We start from the raw sequence: 21604 nt of genomic DNA, 5'->3' as shown, positions 1-21604 counted from the left end.
AAGATATAAATGAACAAGGTAAGAACAAGATTTGCACCTTCACCAACAGGTTATATGCACATAGGTAACCTGAGAACAGCACTCTTTACCTATCTTATTGCAAAGCAGAACGGAGGAGACTTTATTCTTCGTATCGAGGATACAGACCAGGAGCGTTATGTTGACGGCGCAGTTGAGGTCATCTATAAGACACTCAAGGACGTTGGTCTTAATTGGGACGAAGGCCCTGATATCGGCGGACCTGTAGGTCCTTATATCCAGTCACAGAGAATGGGTATGTTCAAAAAATATGCCGAGGAGCTTGTTGAAAAGGGTGAAGCTTATTATTGCTTCTGCGACAAGGAAAGACTTGAGGAAGTAAGAGCCATTCAGGAAGCAAGCGGTATCGCTCCAATGTATGACAGACATTGCCGTAACCTCTCACCTGAAGAGATAAAGGAAAAGCTTGACGCAGGTGTTCCTTATGTTATCAGACAGAAAATACCTACAGAGGGCGAAGTTACTTTCCATGACGAGCTTTACGGCGATATCACTGTTGACTGCTCTACTCTCGACGACCAGATACTTATAAAGACAGACGGTATGCCTACCTATAACTTTGCAAACGTTGTTGACGACCACCTTATGGGTATCACCCACGTTGTTAGAGGTAACGAGTACCTTGCTTCTGCACCTAAGTATAACCTGCTCTATAAGGCTTTCGGCTGGGAGATACCAACCTATATCCATGTTGAGCATATCATGAAAGATAAGCAGCATAAGCTCTCAAAGAGAGACGGCGACGCTTCCTATGAGGATCTTATGAAAAAGGGCTATCTTAAAGAAGCCGTTATAAACTATATCGCTCTGCTTGGCTGGGCGCCAAAGGGCGAGAACGAGATATTCTCACTTGAAGAGCTTGTTAAGGAATTCGATATCCACGGACTTTCTAAGTCACCTGCTATCTTTGACCCTGCTAAGCTTAAAGCTATCAACGGCAAGTATATAAAGGCTATGACTTCTGAGAAGTTTGTTGAGTATGCTATACCTTATATCAAGCAGTCCGTTCATAGAGAGGACGTTGACCTTAACGAGATCGCAAAGCTCTTGCAGGCAAGAACAGAGCTTTTCACAGAGATACCTGAAATGGTAGACTTTATCGACGCTCTCCCTGAGTATGATATAGCTCTCTATACACATAAGAAGATGAAAACAAACCCTGAAAATTCTCTGGAATCTCTCAAAGAAGTTCTCCCTGTACTCGAGGGTGTTGAGGACTGGACAGAGGAAAATATCCATGACGCACTCTTTGACCTTATCGGCAAGCTTGGCGTAAAGAACGGTATCGTTCTGTGGCCTCTTAGAGTTGCAGTTTCAGGTAAGGCATTCACTCCGGGCGGCGGCGTTGAGATATCATATCTTATCGGCAAGGAGGATACTCTTGCAAGAATAAGAAAGGGCATTGAGAAGCTGTCATAATAAAAACTACGAAAATGTTGAATATGTGTAGGGGCGAAATAATTTCCAAACAAGTGGGATGTCGGATCTCTGCAAAGCAGAAATTGCACCGCTCCCCTACAAATTACATAGATACATCGCTTTTAGACGGATAAATAATTCAACAGCGGAGCATTTTGAGTATTTGCTACTTTAAATTTACTTAAAATGCTCTGTATTTCGTACAGCTATCACTCCCCTGTCACATAAGTATTATAAAATTGTAAAGACTTATGAATGCTTTTCCTAAGAGGAGGAAATAAAATGATAGAGGTTATAAACCTTACCAAGAGATACGGCGACAAAAAAGCTGTCGATAATATCTCTTTCAAAGCGGAGGACGGCGAAGTTCTCGGCTTCCTCGGTCCTAACGGAGCGGGAAAATCCACCACCATGAATATCCTTACAGGCTACATATCCTGTACAGACGGCAAAGCCCTTATAGACGGCGTAGATATCCTTGAAGACCCTATCAAGGCTAAAAAGCAGATAGGCTATCTCCCTGAGCTTCCGCCACTTTATATGGATATGACCGTAAAAGAATATCTCTATTTTGTCTATGACCTTAAAAAGTGTAAGCTTCCAAAGGTGTCACATCTTAAAGATATATGCGGACTTGTAAAGATAGACCATGTTTATAACAGAATAATCAAGAACCTGTCAAAAGGTTATAGACAGAGAGTAGGTCTTGCTCAGGCTCTTATCGGCAACCCAAAGGTTCTTATCCTGGACGAGCCTACAGTAGGTCTTGACCCTAAGCAGATAATCGAGATAAGAACTCTTATAAGAAAGCTCGGCAAAAATCATACCGTTATCCTTTCTTCCCATATCCTCTCTGAGGTGCAGGCTGTCTGCGATAAGATAATAGTCATCAACGAGGGCAAGGTCGTTGCAAACGATACAGAGGAACACCTCTCACAGAAGCTCTCAGGCGAGCATAAGCTCACTGCAAAGATACAGGGCGATAAGGATAAGATCGTCAGAGCAATGCAGGGCATAAAGGGCGTTGAGAAAGTTATCTGCGACGCAAGCCATAAAGACGGCGTGAACGATATAAGAATAGAGGCAAAAGAAGGCGTGGATATCAGACGTGACGTCTTTGAAACAGTTGTTAAAAACGGCTGGTATATGCTTGAACTTAAGACCTCTGAGCTTTCACTTGAAGATATATTCCTCAAGCTCACAATGGGCGAGGCTTTGCCAGCCCTTGAAAATACTTCCGATAAGGAGGGAAATGACTAATGGGCGCAATATTCAGACGAGAGGTAAGAAGCTATTTTACCTCACCTATCGGTTATATTTTCCTTGCGGCATTCTATGCCTATTCAGGCGTAATGTTTGCAAACTACAGCCTTGAAAGCGGCTATACAAGACTTGATTCCGTTTTCAGTGCGCTTCTTATAATCATAATAGTGCTTATACCTGTCCTCACCATGAGGACCATATCCGAGGAAAAGCGAACAAAAACAGACCAGTGTCTGCTCACCGCCCCTGTGGGTCTTGGCAGCATAGTTGTAGGTAAATTCCTTGCCGCTTTCCTTATCTATATCATAGCTATCGCTATCACAGGCGTTTTCGCAGTTGTCGTATCCGCTTTCGGTACGCCTGACTGGAACGTCGTTGTGGGCAATATCGTCGCTCTGGCACTTGTTGGCGGCGCTTATATCGCTATCGGTATCTTCTGCTCATCTTTCACAGAAAACCAGATAGTTGCCGCAGTAATAAGCTTTATCGCACTTATCTTCGTGTCGTTCCTGTCAACTATAGGCAATCTTCTGCCTTTTGAATGGCTCACAACAGTGTGCGAAAAGGTGTCATTCGGCGAGAGATATTATTCATTCACCTATGGACTTTTTGATTTTTCTAACGTTGTGTTCTTTCTGAGTGCAATAGTGGCATTTCTTTTCCTCACGGTGAGAGTGCTTGAAAAACGCCGCTGGGGCTAAAGGAGGGCTGTTTAAATGGAAGAGAATAATAACGAAAAGATCTCTGTATCAGGAGCAGACCTGCTTAAAGACGTTGTAGCAGACGAAAAGGCAGCAAAGACCGCTCCAAAGGATACAGAAAAGGATAAAAAAGATAAAGACAAAAAGAAAGATAAAAAAGAGAAAAAGACAAAGGACGGCAAAAAGTTCAATGCCAAAAAGCTCAAGCATGGAACAATGGCAACAGTGTTCACCTGCGTTTTTGTCGCTCTGCTTGTCCTAGTAAATGTTGTCACAACAATGCTTTTTGACAGATATCCTATCACTATCGACCTGACAAGCAATAAGATATATTCAGTTTCAAACGATACAGAAGATTATGTAAAGAAAGTGAACGTAGACGTTCAGGTAACTATCTTCGCAGACGAGAATACTTATACAAATTACAGCTCTTATAATAAGCAGGCTGTTGAGCTTTTGAAAAACTATTGTAAGCTCAATCACCATATCACATATCGTTTCGTTGATATCGACTCACACCCTGAGATCGTTAAGGAGTATACCGATACTATCAGCCAGTTCGATATGATATTTGAAACAAAAACAAAGGTTGACGGCAAAGAGATAAGCCGAACAAGAAAGCTCGGTATGCTCGACCTTCTTACATTCACAGACGAGTTCGAGCAGAAGCTGTCACAATCAGGCTACAGCATAGATACCCTTGCCCAGCAGGCAGGCGGTGACCTTTCATTCCTGTCCTATTACGGCAGCTATGTTGAGTCCTCAAACGCAGAGCAGGCTTTCACTTCTGCACTTATGACAGTAACAGACCCTAACCCTGTCTATGTTACTATCCTCACAGGCAGAAGCGAGCTTACACAGCTCACATATTTCCAGACGCTTCTTACAGCTAACGGCTATAACGTGAACACAGTGGATATAACCTCCGAGGATATCCCTGCCGATACAGACGTTGTGGTTATCCCTGCTCCTAAGACTGACTATCTGGAGGAGGATATCAAAAAGGTCAGCGACTTCCTCAATAATGGCGGAAATCTTGGCAAACAGCTTCTCTATATCGCTTCTTATGGTCAGGAGGACACCCCTAATCTTGATGAGTTCCTGTCAGAGTATGGACTTTCTGTCGGCAAGGGCGTTATCTGCGAAAGCGACTCAGGCAAGTATTATAACTCGCCTTGCATAACAGTAGCTTCCACAGTTTCCGATAACTTCACTCAGGACGTTTCTACAGAGAAACCGGCTATCCTTTCAGCACTCTGCCGTCCTGTAAACACACTCTTTGACGAGCAGGATATGGTGTCTACAGACGCCTACCTCAAGTCCTCAGATTCTGCCTATACCGCAAATGTTGATATATCACAGACCACAGGTCAGGTGAATATAGGCGACGCTCTGGTAAAGGGTCAGCAGAATTATATGGCTGTCGGCTCAAAGGCAAAATTTACAGACGATAACAAAACTCTCTATAGCAATGTTATCGCAGTAGGTTCAGAGGGTATGCTGTCTGATACCTACTTGCAGTATTCACAATATCAGAACAGCGAGTATTTCATAAGCGTTATAAACGGCCTTACCGGAAAGACCGCAGGTATCACTATCACACCAAAAACTATCACAGGCAATGTTTTCGACATCACTCAGCAGCAGAAAACAGTTCTTAAATGGACATTCTGCCTTGGCGTACCTGTTGTAGTTCTTATAGTGGGTATCATTATCTGGGCAAGAAGAAAGAATAAGTAAAACACAGAGGTAATCACAAATGAATGGTAAATTGCAGGGTATCATTATCTGCGGAGTCACAGCCGCTTGTCTGGTGGGAGTAATGGCGTTTCTCAACTCCACCTCAGGCAAATCAGACACAGACTCCAGCTCATCGTCAACAGCGGCAGTTTCAAGTCAGGACGAGAGCGTTGTTATCCTTACAAAGTCAAGCGACGATATAACAAGCGTAAAGGTTTCAAACGAACATGGCGAGTATTCCGTTAATAAGTCCGAGTCAGGCAAATCCACATGGAGCATACCTGAGCTTGGCACTCTCAATGCCAATACCACCGCAGAAGCTTCCATGATATCGAATCTTGACGGCTTCAAGGCGAAAAAGCTCGTTGAAGAAAACGTTGAGGATATGTCAAAATACGGTCTTGATAAGCCCACAGCAGATCTCACAGTTGAATACAGCGACGGCACTGCCACTACCCTTCATGTAGGCTCTGTTTCACCAAGCAACGAAAGATACAGATATGTGAGCCTTGATGATGAAAAGACCGTCTATATGGTAATGGGAACAAAGCTTTCATACTATACAGATCCGGTGACCGCATATGCGAACCTCACTTTGCTCACAAAGCCGTCTGACGACGATTGGCCTGACTATGGCAAGGAAACAGTTACAAGAAAAGACCTGGACTATGAAATGGCGTTTGAAAATAACCCGAACGAAATAGAGGGACTTTCAGGTCAGGTAATGACAGAGCCTATCTTCTCATACCTGAACATCACAAATTCTTCAGCAACTACCCATGGTATGTGGGGACTTACAGCACAGAGCTGTGAGGTCATCGCACCTGATGAAACTGCAATGAAGGAGCATGGACTTTCCGACCCGTTCGCAACAGTAAGACTCTCGGGAGACGGCTATGACTATACCCTTAAAATAGGCGACCCTGTCTATGCTACCGCAGGCGACAGCAGTGAAACAACAGATACAGTGTCTGCATATTATTGCTACTTTGAGGGCGTAAAGGGCGTTGACGCTATATACCTCGTTTCAGCCGATAACCTCCCATGGGCAACGATCAAAGCAGAGGACGTTATAACAAGCCTTATGACTTCAAATTACCTTGTTGACCTTAAAGACGTTGAAGTAGTCTATAACGGTAAAAAGACCGTTTATGAGGTAGAAAGCTCAGGCACAAGTGCTGATACTGATTCTGACGGCAAAACTACCGCACAGGTAACAAAGGTCACAACAGACGGCAAGGAGCTTGACGTTGACAACTTTAAGACCTTCTATCAGTATCTTATGGGTTGCCCGACAAATGAGATTTACTTCACAGACCCTGAGGGCGAAAGCTATCTGACTATAACATTCGACCGCAAGGACGGCAAAAAGGACGTTATGGAGCTTTATAAGGATTCTTCAAGACGTTCTGTGGTCAAGCTAAACGGTGAAACCTCATTCAGAATACAGTCAACTTGGGTAGATACGTTCGTTGCAAATATGGACAGACTTCTTAAAGGCGAGGCTGTGGACGAAAACTACTAAAACGCATATCCCATGCTAAGCACAAAATCGGACGGGTGAACAGCGTTCGCCCCTACGGTCATGTTTCGACAGCTTTCACAAAGAATATGTGATACAATATGTATCCCACATAAAGCAAGGCTGAAAACCTGCGCAAAAAAGTTGTCAAAAGCTCTTTTAATTATGTGAAAAGTATGGTATAATAAAATAGTAAACAAAAAGAGAAATATATTATGAGAAAGGCGGAGAGATAAATGGCAGAAGAAAAGAAAGCTTTTTTCACCTATAAGGGCGTTCCACTGGTGAGAAAAGGAAATAATATCTATTTTGGAAATATGTATGACGAGTTCGTAGTCATGATAGAAATACTTTCTACAGAAAAGGTCGGCGGTATCGACGTTGCAAATAAGGTAAGAATAAGAAAAGTTGCAACAGACAGCACACTGCCTCCGAATAAGCAGATCGTTAAGGTGGCAGAAAAATCAAGCCTCTATGAAGCACTTGATTTTGCCTGCGCATGGCTCAAGGTATCATAATACATCAAAAAATAACCGGCGTGTATCACGAAGATACACGCCGGTTTTGTATGTGTTATTCAACGTTCGGTCTTGTTATAAGGGGCATTATTTCATCTATCATTTCCTTTGGCAAATTGTAATCCTGAAATTCGCCTGTATCATCTTTTATGCTGAAATTGCATATTTTATTTTCAGAGTGCATACCGCCTGAGGTGTCCCACGAATACTGTGAAACATCGATAACACAAATGCTCTCATACGCATCACTTGATTCATCCTTTTCGAGAGAGATTCCATAAGCGTCTGCGCCACCATATTCTAAGCCGTCAATGTAAGGATAATCCTTGCATACCGATTTAGCGTTCTCTATCCACGCAGTTATTTTGTCGATAGTGTCCTTGTCTGTTATCTCATATGGTTCTTCTCCATACCAGTGATGAATATAATATGCCGAAATTTCAGCATTTTCATCAACCTTTGATGATGAAGTTGTGGTAGTTGTCATTGTTGTAGAAGCTGTTGTCACAACTGTACTGCTGTCATTGACCTTGCTTTTGTTATCATTGTCTGTTGTCTGTGAGCATGAGCAAAGAAGCAGTGAGAGCGCTAAAACCAAATAAACTGTCTTTTTCATGTTTTGTCACCTACCCTTAAATGTAAACACAGTCGTCCTGATATGTGTAATGAATCCGTATATCATTTTTTCCATACCCATCGTTAACAATAAAATATTTATCAACTAATTTATTATTATTATCGAAGCATTGAACAATGCCATATGTTAGTACCCAATGATTTTTATCATTTTTTCCGCCATAATTCGGATGCTTTATAATAAGTAATATGGTTGGAGAATTTGACGTGAGTATCCTGTAAAAACAAAATCCCCATGAATCACCGCCATAGTAAGCATCAGGCGATGAAGTAAAACTACATATTTTATCCTTTTTTGCGTTACTAAGTCCATTTATTATTCCATTTCGGCTTGTTTCTCTCGGAATATAATTGTTAAGGGTGTTGAAAAGACTTCTGGGATTATTAGAATAAGAATCGCTCAAACAATTGTTGTCTTTGTAGTCATCAATATAGCATAAGTTGATAACAGCTGCTAACGCCCCACATTGATTAGATGTGTTGTAGTTCAGTTTTCTAGGTGTTCCAGATACTTTTGAAACCGTTGTGTGCAATCCTGAATTAGCCCTGGAAGCACTTGAACTTATAAAATTAGTTGATGAAAGTTTTATGCTCTCATTAGTAAAACTCTCAGTAACTTCGTTGAATTGCTCGTCTGTTAAAATCTCACCTGTTCGCAAATTTTTGTAATCAGTGCTTGTTTTAGTCAAGTATTCAAGTGGACCAGCATAATATAAATCGCCTTGTAAGTCGCTATATGGAGATGATGATGTAGGACTATACTCTATTGTATTTCCTGACAAATCATATATCACATATCCCGACTCCATTTCAGCGCAGAAAGCAATGGTTCCTTCATCTGCTCCATGTAAGTTGTGAATTTTAACCACTTGTCCCATGTTTTCAGCGCTGGTTAAATCTGAAACAGAAGTTGGTAATGTAAGAACCTCCTGGTTATCAAGAGCAAACGTTGCGATTGAACTTTGTGAGAAAATCACAACACAAGCAGAAACCATAGCTAAAACTCTTCCTTTAATGTTCATAATGGTAAACCTCCTATAATTTATTATATACACAATATACCACATTTAAGTATCACTGTCAATATCCAATATATACAAATAAATATCAGCTATTAGTGCGACTTGAACAACGACAAAAAGCATGACGATTTTCAATCGTTTAAGTTTCAAAAGTCAACAATCCCGAAAAAGTTTTTTGAAAATACGCCCATTTTTTTGGCTTTACCCCCTTGTAAAGCTATCGGAAGTATGCTAAAATAATATAAGCGTTATGAATAATGACGGGATCTATGAGGGAAACGTTTACGCCATTTTGGTGAAACGTTTACAACTTTAAAATATTGAAAAGGAGCGTATAAAAAATATGCAGTATGGTTATTTTGACCTTGAACACAAGGAATACGTCATCACAAGACCTGACACACCTGCACCTTGGGCTAACTATCTCGGCTCACCTGAGTATGGTGCTATCGTATCCAACAACGGCGGCGGATACAGCTTTGTAAAGAGCGGTGCTAACGGAAGAATAATCCGTTACCGTTTCAATTCAAATATCGGTCTTCCTGGCAGATATATCTACATCAGAGATAACGACGCCAAGGATTATTGGTCATGCACATGGCAGCCTGTAGGCAAGCCTCTTGATCAGTATAAGACAGAGTGCCACCACGGTACAGCTTATACAACTATCAAGTCTGACTATGCAGATATCCACTCCGAGCTTACATATTATGTTCCTCTGAACAAGACCTATGAGGTATGGAGAACTAAGATCACAAATAACTCTGACAGATACAGAAACCTTTCAACATTCGGCTTTGTAGAGTTCACAAATGAGAACAACTATGAGCAGGATCAGGTAAACCTCCAGTATACACTGTTCATCACAAGAACAAGCTTTGAGGGCAATAAGATCGTTCAGCACATTAACGAGAACAGCGGTAAGGACGAGAACGGCTCTAACTGGAGAGAAAGATTTTTCGGCGTAGTTGGCGCTCCTGTTTCCGCTTATAACGGTAATCTGGACAGCTTTATCGGCTCTTACAGAACATACGGCAACCCTGTTGCAGTTGAAAGAGGCTTCTGCGATAACAAGCTCAACTATAACTCCAACGCTTGCGGCGCTCTCCAGTCTGACATTATCCTTGCTCCTGGCGAGACAAAGGAGATCATCTATGTTGTTGGTCAGAAGAACCCTAAGGTAGCAGACGAGATACTCGCTGCATATAACGAGCCTGGTAAGGTAGACGCTGAGGTCAAGGAGCTTATCGCTTACTGGCATGGTCAGCTCAATAACTTCCAGATCGAAACTCCTTCTGACGAGTTCAATAACATGGTAAACGTATGGAACGCTTATCAGTGCTTCATCACATTTATCTGGTCAAGAGCCGCATCATTCATCTATTGCGGTCTGAGAAACGGCTATGGCTATAGAGATACAGTTCAGGATATTCAGGGTATTATCCATATCAACCCTGAGCTTGCTGCTGAAAAGATCAGATTTATGATCTCTGCACAGGTAGATAACGGCGGCGGACTTCCACTTGTTAAGTTCGACCACAAGGCAGGTCACGAAACTTGCCCGGACGAGAACGACGAGAACTCTATCTACGCTAAGGAAACAGGCCACCCATGCTATAGAGCAGACGACGCTCTCTGGCTCTTCCCAACAGTTAATAAGTATATCGGTGAGAGCGGAAACAAGGCGTTCCTCGATGAGGTCATCGTATACGCAAACGGCGGCGAGGATACAGTTTACGAGCATCTTAAGAGAGCTATCAACTTCTCAATGGAAAGACTTGGCACTCATACAATGCCGGCAGGTCTTTATGCTGACTGGAATGACTGCCTCAGACTTGGCAAGAAGGGTGAGTCAACATTCGTTGCATTCCAGCTCTACTATGCAATGAGCATCATCAAGGGCTATGCTCTTGACAGAGGCGATAATGAGTACGCTGCTTATATCGATAAGGTACAGCCTGAACTCGGCAAGAGTCTTGAAGCTTGCTGGGACGAGGATAGATTCATCAGAGGCTACAGAGAGAACGGCGAGATCGTTGGCGCTAAGAAGGATCCAGAGGCTTCAATGTGGCTCAACCCACAGTCTTGGTCAGTTATCTCAGGCTTCGCATCTGAGAAGCAGGCTGAAACTGCTATGGAAAAGGTACACGAGATACTCAATACTCCATTTGGCGTAAAGATCATGGAGCCACCTTATGTAGATCATTACTTTGACGGTGCTCTCATGCACATCTTCAACCCTGATACAAAGGAGAACGGTGGTATCTTCTCACAGACACAGGGCTGGGCTATCCTTGCAGAGTCACTTCTCGGTCACGGTGACAGAGCATTCGAGTACTTCCTCGAGTCCTCACCTGCTAACATGAACGATAAGGCAGAAGTAAGAATACTTGAGCCATACGTTCACGGTCAGTTTACAGAGTCAACACGTTCACCATATGCAGGACGTTCACACGTTCATTGGCTGACAGGTACAGGCTCAACAGTAATGGTAGGCTGCGTAGAGGGTATCTGCGGTATGAGACCAAACGCAGAGGGACTTGTAATAAGCCCATCTATCCCACACACATGGGACGGCTTCAAGATCGAAAAGAACTTCCGTGGCAAGCACCTTTCTATCGACATTCAGAACCCAGACCACGTTCAGAGCGGCGTAAAGTCTATGACAGTCAACGGCGAAGCAGTTGAAGGCAACTTCGTGTGCGAGTGCAAGATGACAGAGCAGACAAACATCGTTGTTGTTCTTGGATAATTGCTTTAATGCTTAAAACAATATAAAACTTTCGGCAGCAGACGCTATCATGTGCCTGCTGCCGATTTTTTTGACGATTTTTAATAATATTTAGATTTATTTAGGAAATTGTACAAAACATAAACAAATAATATGTTAAATTTGCCAATTGAAATAATTATCCAATTCAAGTATAATTATTACAGGAGGCGATATTATGAAAAAAATTATATCAACAGTATTAGCTTTTGCTATCATGGGAACAATGTCAACTGATGTGTTAGCTTACTCAAATGAAAGCTACTATTCTGTGCCTAGTATGATTCAATACACCATTGAGAATGATAACATGGGCGATATTGTGAACAGACACCAGCTACTTAATCAGGAAAATGAACAAGTGGCAACTTGTTTAGACTGTGAGAATGGATATATCATCTATGATGTAAATGATTGCATTATAGAGTATAGTCCAACAGCAGAGTCACCATATGCAAATTATGACGATATTGTCTATTATGGCGGTCCGTTAGAATATGTGACAGAAGAAAATGGTGAGTTCTTTGATATCACTACTGGTAATAATGTCAGTGATTTTGATTTTGAGCCAATAGAATCGTCCGAATATTCTATTCAGACATTCAGTTCAACCTCAAATATTAGAGATGTTTCATGGACAGTAAAGGGAAAAACGAGACTTTTAAATTACAATGGAGGCGATTTAAACGCTTGTGGTTCTTTAGCTACGACTATTCTGTTATTCTATTATTATGATTATGTGTCTCATGATTATTTGAAATCTGCATATGCTAACGATCCCCAAAAAGCCTTTGAAACTTTAAGAAAAATAATTGAACCCCAAAAAATTGGAACTAATTATGAAGAATTAACTTCTGGCATAGAAAAAGCGTATAAACAAGTTACGTCATTAACATCGCTTGAAACAGTTACACGACGTTCGGGTGATTATTGGGGAATGACATATTACAATGTGAATGCGTTAAATACTCCAGTAATTGCGGGTCTGGCAAATCACCCTATTTATAAAGGCCATTGGGTTGTAGCATATGGGACAAAACTACGATATAATGGTAATAAGATTATCTATAAATGGTATATAGTAAATGATGGCTGGGGTAATGATAATGTAGTGATTAACAGCAACTATTGTGATGGCATAGTATATCTTACAAAATGTAAATAAACTGTTATGGAGGCGATATTATGAAAAAAACGAAATATAAAATATTATTTATTTTCACCTTGTCAGGAATAGCTGTAATGACAGCCTGCGGAAATACCACAGAAAGCAGTGCCGCCCCAACGCCTGCAAACAGCTCTGTTGTGCTCGGTGAAAGCACTGAACAAAGTGAAGCTTCGGTGGACAATGATAGTATCACAGAACTTGATTTCAGCAATATAAATGGCTTTGGTGTGTCCGCCGAGTATGGCGACCCATATGCAAAGGGGAAAAACTGGGATATAACAGATGAAACGGCTATAACAGAATTTCGCCAGCTCCTCAACGAAAGTTTAAGCTATGCGGTCGATAAAAATACAGCAAAAAATGGAATGCTTTCAAAGGGTACTGCTCAGTGGAAAGTATCAGACGGTAAAGAATATAGCATAATTGTCAGACAAACAACGGCAGATGCGTATAACGTAAAGATAAATAAGTGTTACTACAACGTGCCTGAAGATCTGATAAATAAGCTTTCGGATATTATCACAGAACAAAAAGAAAACTAATATGCAAAAAAAGTCACCCGACAGTCGGAAAGCCTGTCGGGTGAAGTCTTATTAAGGGGATCATTAAGTTATCGCTGTGTTTGTTTCTTTCAGCATATTTATTATATCATATCTATTTTCGTTTTTGTTAAGCTGGCTGCTTAGTTTTCGCTAAATATTTTGTATATTCATAAAATATTATAACATTTATATTGCATAAAAGACGCAGTATAAAATTGTGTATCTTGCCTGTCTTGAAAAATCTTTTGCCAAAAAGCTTGACAAAAGCCGCTATTTGTTGTATAGTTAGTTACATGAGTAACTAACTAATAAACTTGTGAGAAAAAAGACAACAAAGATCGAAACCGAAAGGGGGAAATGATATGGAACTCAGACTGGAGAGCGAAAAGCCTATATATGTTCAGCTGTGCGAGTGGCTGTCGGATATGATAATAAGCGGAACGATACCTGAGGGAGAGCAGATACCGTCCACAACAGAAATATCAGTGGAGTATAAAGTGAACCCCGCCACAGCCTTGAAAGGAATAAATATGCTTGTGGATAAAGGGGTAATATTCAAAAAAAGAGGCCTTGGAATGTTCGTGAGCAGCGGAGCAGTGGAAAAACTCAAAGCAGAAAGACAGCAGGATTTTCAGCAGACCTACATTGACAAAATGTGCGCAGAGGCCAAAAAGCTCGGCATATCAAAAAATGAGATAATCGCAATGATAGAAAGGGGATTTGAAAATGAGTAACAGCGTTATAAAGGCGGATAACATCATAAAAAAATACGGCAGGAACTATGCCCTTGTGGGTGTGTCTGTGGAGATAGAAAAGGGCAGGATATACGGACTTTTGGGCAGAAACGGCGCAGGCAAATCCACTCTTATGAATATCATAACGAACCGTGTTTTTGCCACCTCGGGCAGGTGTACTCTTGACGGCGAAGACCTTTTGGAAAATGATAAAGCACTGAATCGTATATACGCAATGAGCGAGAGCGTCACAATGCCGGCAGGTCTGACCTTTAAGCAGGCGGTGAATATCACGGCTGATTTTTACGGCGGTTTTGATAAGGACTATGCCTATTCTCTTGCCGAAAAGTTCAAGCTTGACCCGAAAAAACGCCTTTCTGCACTGTCAACAGGCTATCTGACAGTTTCAAAGCTCATTCTCACCTTGGCGAGCGGTGCAGACTTTCTCTTCTTTGACGAGCCTGTTCTTGGGCTTGATGCAAACCACCGTGACCTTTTTTACCGCCTGCTGGTAGAACGCTTTGCCGAAACTCAGTGCGGCGTGGTAATATCCACCCACCTTATCGAAGAGTGCGAGAACCTTGTGGAGGATGTCATAATAATAGATAAGGGCAAGGTGCTTGCGGCAGGCAAAACGGAGGATATTTTGACGGATGGCTATTCCGTCACAGGTGCAAAGAGTTTAGTTTCTGCCTATTGTCAAAATAAAGAGGTGCTTTGCATGAAAAACATCGGAACAATAAGCTCGGCGTATCTAAAGGGCACGCCCGAAAATGTCCCCGAAGGTCTTGAGATCTCAAGACCCGACCTACAGCAGGTGTTCATAAATCTGACAGGTGAGGCGGGGGAACAATGAATGAGCTGAAACTCTGTAAAACTACTGTTGTAAGAACTCTCCTTCCCCTTGCAGCCGTGCTTGTGTTTTTCCTTGTGCTGCTTGCGGCAAAGGCTTTGAGCGTGGAGGGGGTGTCGGAATATTATGAATTGCTTACGGGGGCGGCAGCATTTGCGGCGGCGTTTTTTACGGTAAAAGAGATATTCTCACTTTCAGTCTGCTGTGGTGTGTCAAGAAAAACGTCCTTTGCTGCAATACTTATCTGTGCTTTTGTCACAGCATTTATAGTTGTTGCCGCACACAGCATAGAGAGCTTTATTTTTGCAGATAAGCTGAAAGGAACTGTTATACGCCTTGACGGCGTGGCAGTGGACTATACACACGCAGAGATACTGCAAAATTATTCTCTTTTATCGCTGTCATTCAGCAAAAGTGCAGCTTATATCTATTCGATGCTGTTTGTGAGAACTTTTCTCATATTTTTCAGCGGCTCGGCATTTTTCATTATAATGAGCCGACTTGAACGCACAGGCAAACTCATCAACTGCGGCGTTATAGTTATCCTTGCGGCACTGAATATCGGCGGCGGTATCTTCACAAAGGCTTTGAGAAGTCCTTTGCTGAGCTATGAGTTCTTTGAAAATATCGTTCCCGATGTTGCACCGATAGCCTTTTCCGTTACCTATGCGGCACTTACGATCATCGCCGCATTGACAGCTTACCTTTTTTGGCACAGAAAGCCTATCAAAAGACAAAGGGGTGTGAAATAAAATGGGAAAGATCAAAACACTCACACTTTTCAAGACAATCCAGAGATATTACTGCCTTGTGATATATGCCTTTATGCTTTGCCTCTACGGCGTCATCACAGCATCTGCATTTTTATGCGGCAGCGGCGATATGGCAATAGCCTGCGATTTTGTGCTGCCCCTGCTGCTGATAGCCTCTTGTGTCGTCACCGCAGTGTGTGCATATGTGGTCTGCACGAACACCATTCAGATAACCTGTGCACAGAATACCCCAAGAAAATGCGGCATAGCCTGTATGCTCCTTAGTATGATAACAATGTCGGTATTCGTTTCAGGCGGCTATCTCCTGTGGCTGCGTGTCATAGAGCTTATGTTCGGCAGCTCCGCAGGCTCTGTCGAATATGAACTTCTTGAACAAAGATCGCAGATATTCGATATATTTTTCAGCGGCTCACGGCTTGGCAGCTTCGTTTCGGCAATGATGTTTTTTGCCATAATATTTTTGTCCGCACTGCTTTTGAGCGTGGTGATAAAGCGTTTTAACAGGTCTGTCGCTATACTTACAGCGGCGGCGTACACCGCACTTTTCATAAAACTTTTTTCTGAGCTGTATGCAGGAAATTTTGCTGAAAGCATCGTATACCGCAGAACTCTTGGTCTGCTTGCCGTTGCAGAGCTGGCAGTATTTTTCGCAGTAGCTTGCAGGCGAATGGACGTTAAAAGATAATATGCCAACAAAAAGCGCTGATACGACCGAACGTATCAGCGCTTTTTTATGCCTTGCGGCTATTAGTTTCACATATTATGAAATAAGCCAGTTAAGTATCTGGAAGTTAGGCTTTGCGTCATCAACGACAGTTACCTCAACAGTGTGAGTAGCCACCTCGTCAGATGAGTATATCTGCTGTGCCTTTGCGTAGTTGCCCCAGCCGCTTGTGAAGTCAGCGTTTATCGTCGCAACGTCCTCGCCATCGACCTTTACAGCAGCCACGCCGGACTTGCCGTCAACTGTCATGTAGTATATCATACCAATGTTCTTTGCAGTTATTTCAAACTTGATAGTGCCGCCTGTTGTTGTTCCCCAACCGTCTGTGAACTTCTGGAATGTTGTAACATCTGTGAATGTTCCCTCGTCAGTTGTCTTTACAATGTCCTCTGTCTGACGGCTTCCGATAGTAGCGTCAGCGAATACATCGCCCGTCGGTGCAACAGTGCTTGTGTCAAATGCCTTCGCTTCCTTGTCAACGCTGTCAATATTGTCCTTTATGTTGCCAACGAATTTTGTGAGCAGTGAAGCCATTATAACGTGTCCGTCATCATTAGGGTGAACGTTGTCAGGTGAAATGTCAGCCCATGTGAAGTTGCCGGCCTCTATCTCAGGCATAACAGCGTCATGATAAGAAATCATAGGAATGTTGTAAGCCTGTGCTACCTTGAGATGTGCAGCCTGTGGAGATGTGCCCCCTTCAGTTGAAGGCTCAAGTATCATAACTGCAGGATTGTTGTCCTGCTCAAGACACATTCTTACAAGGCTGTCCATGCAGGACTCATAAAATTCATCATCAGCGTCATTGATAAACTCGATAACAATAATGTCAGGCTTAGCTTCCAAAGCGTCACGCTGTGCCCTGTGAACACCTATGTATGAGTCAGTTGCACCGATACCGGCATTAGTAACATCAACATAGAAGCTTATGTTTTCCTCCCACCAGCTCTTGAACTGGTTTACATACTGATTAGTTGATGAGTTAGCACCCGAACCTGCCGTGATAGAGTCGCCGATGAAACAGATCTTTGTTGTCTCCTTAGGATTTTGCAGAGCGTAGTCGAGCTTAGCCGCAAGACGGGAAGTGTCGCCCTCGTTGATAACGCTTCTGGCGATCATGTTCTCAGTAGCACCATTTTTAACATCTATCTTTTCCGTAGACGCAGGGTACTTAGCAAGAAGCTTGTCTGAAACACTTTCGGTATCAGCCGCACTTGAATCGGAAGCCTGAGAGTTTGCCGCAGCGGAGTTTGAGTCAGCAGCAGAAGAGCTGTTTGAATCACCGCAGCTTGTGAGAGCAGCGCTTGTCATGCAAAGAGCAAGAGCCGCCGCAAGGAATTTCTTCATAGTAATAAGGTCCTTTCATATCTTGATTTTGCCAAATGGCTGTATATATTAACAAATATATTATACAACAAAAAGCAAATTAATGCAATAGGCATAAAACGATTACATTTGAATAAATCAGGGGCGAGGCTAAATGAGGAGCGAAGTTAAGTGAGGAGTGAGGAATGACAGTGTCGCACAAAGTAGAGTACCCAGCACCGAGCGAAGCGAGCAAAAGGTCCAGGGACACGTCCCTGGTCAGGGTCAAGGGGTGAAACCCATTGTGGGTACAGGGCAAAGCCCTGTCGGAGTTTGAGGCAGAGCCTCATTCGGCGCAAGCCGACAAGGTGCAGATTGTAGTATCAAAAGCAGATAGAAATAGGATATCAGATGAAAGTGATATCGGGGAATTAAATCTGCACCGCCTTTCTAGCCCTAAGCGCAATGTAGATACGCAAAGAGCGGAGCGATTTTGCGGCGGCAGGAACTTGCCCGAATGAGATGTAGGGGCGAACATTGTTCGCCTGTGCTTGGAGTTTGCTGTAAATTCAGGATTGTAGGGGACGACGCCCTCGGCGTCCCACTCGGAGGAATACTGCTGTATTTTTTGTATCTTTGATGTTGAATTATTCGGGGGTGACATTATTGTGAAATTCTCCAATAATTTAACGGGCAAGAAATATCGGGACGTCGTATTTCTGCAAAGCAGAAATTGCGCCGCTCCCCTACATGGTTTGTGCTAACACCCCCAGAAACCATTTGACAATCCCCTCCCCCCATGCTATAATAAATTCAGGAGGTGACATAACATGGAAATGTTTGATCTGAGAGCCGACTATAAAACACTGCCTGACGAAACTCTTCGCAGGCATTTCCGCAGGCTTATAAAAAGGCAGCGGCGATTTGCAGCTTTTACCTTTGCGTTGCTTATTCCTGCGGTTATAATATACGGAATGATAGGATGGGCGAATTATTTTGCGGCGGAAAGTGCGATGTTCGCATTTTTTGATGCAAGCTCAAATGCCTTTTTTAACTATGCGGCGTTTGCCGCCTGCGGTGCTTTGCTCATGGCGGATACAACTAAATTGATAGTCGCCTCCCCTGCCGTGATGATATTATATATGGGTCTGAAATTCGCCCTTTTTGACAGCGTGTCAGGCGATACTTTCGTTATGCTCGTCTACCTTATAGTAGCCGCTGTCATCACCGCAAAAACCGTGTCTGACCTTAATTTCATGCGTAAACTCCCCAACTTTCCCTTCGACGGCAGAAAAGAGCGTATAGATTTCGAGGGGCTTACCCGTGATAAAATGACCGAAAACCTGCAAAAATTGCTGGATAACCAAAAGGACGATAAGGTCATAACAAATGATTATGAGGATATCTTTACAAGCGATAAACCGCAGGATATCGTGACCCCTCCTGAGAATACCGACGAGTATCTCCAACAGCATAAAATGTCTTATCAGCGTGTAAGGTCATGGAACGATGTGAGCAGGCTGGATTAACAAACTGCTCCTTTTCTTTAATTATTTAATCAAGTGTGCGAAACTATGTCTTAATTTCTTAAAAATTGTTCAATTTTCTCTTGATTTATTCATTAAATCATGTTATAATAACACTGTATTTGAATTTATAGGAAAGGAGCTGTGCTGTATGATCGGTAACATCAAAATAATTGCTGTCTGTATGTGTAAAGTCTATGATGAGCGTAATTATAGAATCATACGGGCTCTTAATAATTTTGCTGTTGAAAACGATTACAGACTGTTTGTATATCACACCTGCTCAGACCTTTATTGGAAGACTCTGTCTGAAAAAGGCGAGCAGTCTGTGTTTGACCTTATTGATTATAATATAACAGATGCCGTCGTGACCTTTGAAGAGGGTGTGTATGCTGAGAATATAATGACAAAAATCAGAATGGACGCCGCCGAATATGGTAAGCCTGTCATATCAGTCGGCGTAGAGCATGACGATTGCATAAGCATCAAATTCGGCTATGCAAAAGGCTTTGAGCAAGTGGTTCGCCATGTGATAGAACAGCATGGCATAAGAGATATAGGATTTATCGCAGGCAGAAAAGACGAAGAAAATTCAGAAGAGCGTATAGCAGTTTTCAGAAAGCTACTCGAGGAGTATGATATCCCATTCAGAAATGATGTCTTTTATTACGGTGACTATTGGTCAGCACCTACTTTGAAAGCAGTGGACGATATGATAGAGGGAAATAAAGTCCCAAGAGCGATCATCTGTGCAAACGATATGATGGCTATAGCCGCAGGGGCTGAGTTTCAAAGACGTGGCTATAAAATACCTGAGGATATTATCATAACAGGCTTTGACGGACTTGAAGAGGCTAGGTACTGTACACCTATGCTTACAACAAGCGGCTGTAGCTATGATGATACTGCTAAAACCATCATCAATACTATAAGTAAAGCTTTGGCTGGTGAAAAGGCGGAAAAGGTATATACAGTTGACTATGATCTGTCCGTTGAAAATTCCTGCGGCTGTAAACCCTCAGTGGAGCAGATAAATACTGGTGAGCATATCAGAATGCTCCGAGACAGAATGAACTGTTATCAGGACGAGGAGCGTGTCCTATATGAGCTTGCAGTGAATGTCATGAATTGCGAAACTCCTAAGACTCTTGCCGCCCTGCTGAAAGAGTATGCTTTTGGCGATATGGCTGTTGTGGTGAATGGTGATTTCTTTGACGAACGTAAAGACCCTCGTGTAAGCAATAGAGAACCGCTTTTTAGCGATAAAATGATACTTTTGCGGAGCCGTGCCGTGGAAGATAGAGATGTCCCACAGCCTTTTGACCGCACCAACATCATTCCCGATATAGAGAATATAATGGACTATAAAGTTCCCCTCATATTCTCCGCACTTGCCTATATCGGCATACCACTTGGCTATGCCTGCTTCTATTTTCCTGTCAGGCTCAACGAGTATTTTAAAATACCGCTCTATGTAAATTCCCTGAATACCGCCTTGGGCAGCTTCCGAAGCGTCACCTATCAGAAGTATATGACAAAGCATATCGAAGAAATGTACCGTCACGATATGCTAACAGGGCTTTATAACCGTACTGGCTTTTATAATGCCCTTGAGGCTCTGCCAAGAAGAAACGATCAGCTTGCATTGGTGGTTTCCGTTGACGTTGACGGACTTAAATACATAAACGATAATTTCGGACACGAAGCAGGCGACTATGCAATAAGAGCCGCCGCAAACGCTATCGACAGCGTGAGCATAGAAAATAAAGTCTGCGGCAGATTTGGCGGAGATGAGCTTGCCCTTTTCGCTATCGTTGATACAGACCTTTCCGAGCAGGTCAAGGAGGAGATAAAGGATAAAATGGCAGAGCTGAACAGGCGAAGCGGTAGATCCTATGTCCTCTCAGTAAGCGTCGGTGCAGCAGTAGCTCCGGTGGAAAACTTCTGGTTTGACGATGTAATGCACATCGCCGATAAATATATGTATGAGGATAAAAGACTTAAACCTCATAACAGGATATGATCTGTAATGGTTCTGAAAAAACTTAGAGGACGGATAAAACCGTCCTTTTAGCTTGTTGAAAAAGTCTGAAACAAGTGGGACGTCGAGGGCGCCGTCCCCTACAAATGGCGAAAATACGCTGTTTGTATGTAGGGGCGAACAGCGTTCGCCCGTTATTTGAGTGTTTTTCGATAGGCTTAGAGGACGGATAAAACCGTCCGTTTTTTATTTTTTGCATAATTTTGCTTGACGAAACGACATAAAAGTTGTATAATATTAATTAATGCTTTGTGAACTATGTGTTTCTAACAATGTGTACAAAAAGCAGAACGTATATTTGTGCGAAA

General features: G+C 42.6%; 18 protein-coding genes. 15 read left to right on the top strand and 3 right to left on the bottom strand.

What is annotated here, in order from left to right; translation table 11 throughout:
• Positions 1-9: 9 nt before the first annotated feature.
• From gltX to DWW81_RS00360, 6 genes are all read left to right on the top strand, one after another.
• Complete coding sequence (gltX, locus tag DWW81_RS00385) at positions 10-1458, top strand: glutamate--tRNA ligase (RefSeq protein ID WP_117863594.1); 1449 nt, start codon at positions 10-12, stop codon at positions 1456-1458.
• 282 nt (positions 1459-1740) lie between these two features.
• A complete protein-coding gene (locus DWW81_RS00380; RefSeq protein ID WP_022287264.1) occupies positions 1741-2718 on the top strand; it encodes an ATP-binding cassette domain-containing protein in 978 nt (325 codons plus the stop codon).
• Positions 2718-3422 carry an ABC transporter permease gene (locus DWW81_RS00375; RefSeq protein WP_022287265.1) on the top strand — a complete coding sequence of 235 codons (705 nt, stop codon included), beginning with the start codon at positions 2718-2720 and terminating at the stop codon, positions 3420-3422. Before DWW81_RS00380 ends, DWW81_RS00375 begins: the two co-directional genes overlap by 1 nt.
• 15 nt (positions 3423-3437) lie before the next feature.
• On the top strand, positions 3438-5162 hold the full coding sequence (locus DWW81_RS00370; protein ID WP_117896603.1) for a GldG family protein: 1725 nt from the start codon (positions 3438-3440) through the stop codon (positions 5160-5162).
• A 19-nt stretch (positions 5163-5181) separates the two neighbouring features.
• A complete protein-coding gene (locus tag DWW81_RS00365) occupies positions 5182-6687 on the top strand; it encodes a DUF4340 domain-containing protein (RefSeq protein ID WP_117896602.1) in 1506 nt (501 codons plus the stop codon).
• A 233-nt stretch (positions 6688-6920) separates the two neighbouring features.
• On the top strand, positions 6921-7202 hold the full coding sequence (locus DWW81_RS00360; RefSeq protein ID WP_038670225.1) for a hypothetical protein: 282 nt from the start codon (positions 6921-6923) through the stop codon (positions 7200-7202).
• 55 nt (positions 7203-7257) lie between these two features.
• Here the strand turns inward: DWW81_RS00360 and DWW81_RS00355 are convergent, their stop codons facing one another.
• Positions 7258-7818: a hypothetical protein gene (locus DWW81_RS00355; RefSeq protein WP_117896601.1), complete on the bottom strand. Its 561-nt coding sequence runs from the start codon at positions 7816-7818 to the stop codon at positions 7258-7260.
• Positions 7819-7834: 16 nt separating this feature from the next.
• On the bottom strand, positions 7835-8860 hold the full coding sequence (locus DWW81_RS00350; protein ID WP_117896600.1) for a hypothetical protein: 1026 nt from the start codon (positions 8858-8860) through the stop codon (positions 7835-7837).
• Positions 8861-9203: 343 nt separating this feature from the next.
• On the opposite strand from DWW81_RS00350, the gene DWW81_RS00345 reads away from it, so the two are divergent.
• From DWW81_RS00345 to DWW81_RS00315, 7 genes are all read left to right on the top strand, one after another.
• A complete protein-coding gene (locus DWW81_RS00345) occupies positions 9204-11612 on the top strand; it encodes a glycosyl hydrolase family 65 protein (protein ID WP_117896599.1) in 2409 nt (802 codons plus the stop codon).
• Between the two features lie 196 nt (positions 11613-11808).
• Positions 11809-12795 (top strand): hypothetical protein, encoded by a 987-nt coding sequence (locus tag DWW81_RS00340; RefSeq protein ID WP_117863600.1) that lies wholly within the window; start codon positions 11809-11811, stop codon positions 12793-12795.
• A 20-nt stretch (positions 12796-12815) separates the two neighbouring features.
• Positions 12816-13340, top strand: a complete 525-nt coding sequence (locus DWW81_RS00335) for a hypothetical protein (RefSeq protein ID WP_117896598.1) — start codon at positions 12816-12818, stop codon at positions 13338-13340.
• Between the two features lie 362 nt (positions 13341-13702).
• Positions 13703-14074: a GntR family transcriptional regulator gene (locus DWW81_RS00330; protein ID WP_117896597.1), complete on the top strand. Its 372-nt coding sequence runs from the start codon at positions 13703-13705 to the stop codon at positions 14072-14074.
• Positions 14067-14930 (top strand): ABC transporter ATP-binding protein, encoded by an 864-nt coding sequence (locus DWW81_RS00325; protein ID WP_117896596.1) that lies wholly within the window; start codon positions 14067-14069, stop codon positions 14928-14930. The genes DWW81_RS00330 and DWW81_RS00325 overlap by 8 nt, the downstream gene beginning before the upstream one ends.
• Complete coding sequence (locus DWW81_RS00320) at positions 14927-15679, top strand: hypothetical protein (protein ID WP_046439175.1); 753 nt, start codon at positions 14927-14929, stop codon at positions 15677-15679. The genes DWW81_RS00325 and DWW81_RS00320 overlap by 4 nt, the downstream gene beginning before the upstream one ends.
• 1 nt (position 15680) lies before the next feature.
• Positions 15681-16385, top strand: coding sequence for a hypothetical protein (locus tag DWW81_RS00315; protein ID WP_117896595.1), 705 nt, complete (start codon positions 15681-15683; stop codon positions 16383-16385).
• A gap of 75 nt (positions 16386-16460) precedes the next feature.
• On the opposite strand, the gene DWW81_RS00310 is transcribed toward DWW81_RS00315, so the two are convergent.
• Entirely contained in the window at positions 16461-17771 is a 1311-nt protein-coding gene (locus DWW81_RS00310) for an SGNH/GDSL hydrolase family protein (RefSeq protein WP_117896594.1), read from the bottom strand.
• Between the two features lie 788 nt (positions 17772-18559).
• On the opposite strand from DWW81_RS00310, the gene DWW81_RS00300 reads away from it, so the two are divergent.
• Entirely contained in the window at positions 18560-19258 is a 699-nt protein-coding gene (locus tag DWW81_RS00300) for a hypothetical protein (protein ID WP_117896592.1), read from the top strand.
• Between the two features lie 148 nt (positions 19259-19406).
• Positions 19407-21278, top strand: a complete 1872-nt coding sequence (locus tag DWW81_RS00295; RefSeq protein WP_117896591.1) for a GGDEF domain-containing protein — start codon at positions 19407-19409, stop codon at positions 21276-21278.
• Positions 21279-21604: the final 326 nt, after the last annotated feature.

It is taken from the genome of Ruminococcus sp. AF17-1AC (assembly GCF_003461385.1).
In the GTDB taxonomy this organism is placed as follows: Bacteria; Bacillota; Clostridia; order Oscillospirales; family Ruminococcaceae; genus Hominimerdicola; species Hominimerdicola aceti.
This window is presented reverse-complemented; position numbering and strand designations above follow the sequence as displayed.